The following is a 1,251-nucleotide window of genomic DNA, read 5'->3' as shown; positions in this document are numbered from 1 at the left end:
TTTTATGAAGCGTTCCATCCAACGGGGTTTTACCCTGATCGAATTGATGATCGTCGTGGCGATTATCGGTATCCTGGCTGCGGTGGCTCTGCCTGCCTATCAGGACTACACCATTCGTGCGAAAGTGTCTGAAGTGATTCTGGCTGCATCACAGTGCCGTACCAGCATCACGGAAACTGTTCAATCTGCTGCCAGTACGGTTCTGCCGATCGCCAATAACTGGGGCTGTGAAAAGAACGCCAGCGGCGCCGGTACGGCTGCAAGCGCGCCTTCGAAATATGTCTGGTCCATCGTAACGGATGCTGTCGGTAAAATCACTGTTCTCACGATGGATGCGACCAATGCGCCTGACCTGAAGGACGCTGCTAATAAAACAGTTCAACTGGTTCCGTTCAAGGATTCCACCGCTACGTTGACGAGCACCGATGTTGGCGCAACCATCTTCAAGTGGGTGTGTGGCCCCGGATCGACGGGTACCGCAATGCCTACGAAATACCTCCCAGGTTCTTGCCGGGGCTAAAACCTGATTGCTGCGTAACGCAGCAATTCATGGGTTAACAAGCGGCGCGTCTTTGACGCGCCGCTTTTATTTGGGCAAAAGTTGTCCGATGGAGTCCGACAGTTGATTTCTGAAAACTTCAATGGATGGTGCGCCATGGGAAGGACGATAAATTGACCCCCTGCATCGACGATCAGCCGTGACAAGCGCAAGCAAGACCGGCTACAAGGGTTGTACTGGTTTGCATGAACTGATGTGATCTGATTCAGCAATGCAGGCATGCATAGTGTGGCGTATTCCCGGCACAGTCAGTAGCGGCATTCGGACGCTCAAGAGGGTCCGGTTCATCCGCCTCAAATGACAAAAGTGTCGTGAAATTCACAGAGGGTAGTCAAAAAAGTAAGCTCTCGGCTTTTTGAGCTCGAAAAATCACGGAAAAGACGCCCTTTTGACGTGGCACAAAAACTGCTTTTTACCTGAGCTAGTTTTTTTAACCAAGGAGTTTTTATGAAGCGTTCCATCCAACGGGGTTTTACCCTGATCGAATTGATGATCGTCGTGGCGATTATCGGTATCCTGGCTGCGGTGGCTCTGCCTGCCTATCAGGACTACACCATTCGTGCGAAAGTGTCTGAAGTGATTCTGGCTGCATCACAGTGCCGTACCAGCATCACGGAAACTGTTCAATCTGCTGCCAGTACGGTTCTGCCGATCGCCAATAACTGGGGCTGTGAAAAGAACGCCAGCGGCGG

Annotated in this window: 2 protein-coding genes; both read left to right on the top strand. The window is 51.6% G+C overall.

The window, feature by feature from the left end:
- Positions 1 to 520 (top strand): pilin (locus AC1DY9_RS23365; RefSeq protein WP_477667805.1); only part of this gene is annotated, 520 nt, incomplete at its 5' end.
- Positions 521 to 1,006: 486 nt separating this feature from the next.
- Positions 1,007 to 1,251, top strand: a 245-nt coding sequence (locus AC1DY9_RS23360; RefSeq protein ID WP_477667804.1) for a pilin, incomplete at its 3' end; no start/stop codon positions are given.

The organism is Polaromonas sp. P1_F6, from assembly GCF_056405695.1.
Note: the sequence above shows the minus strand (reverse complement) of the source record. Positions and strands in the feature narration are given on the sequence as shown.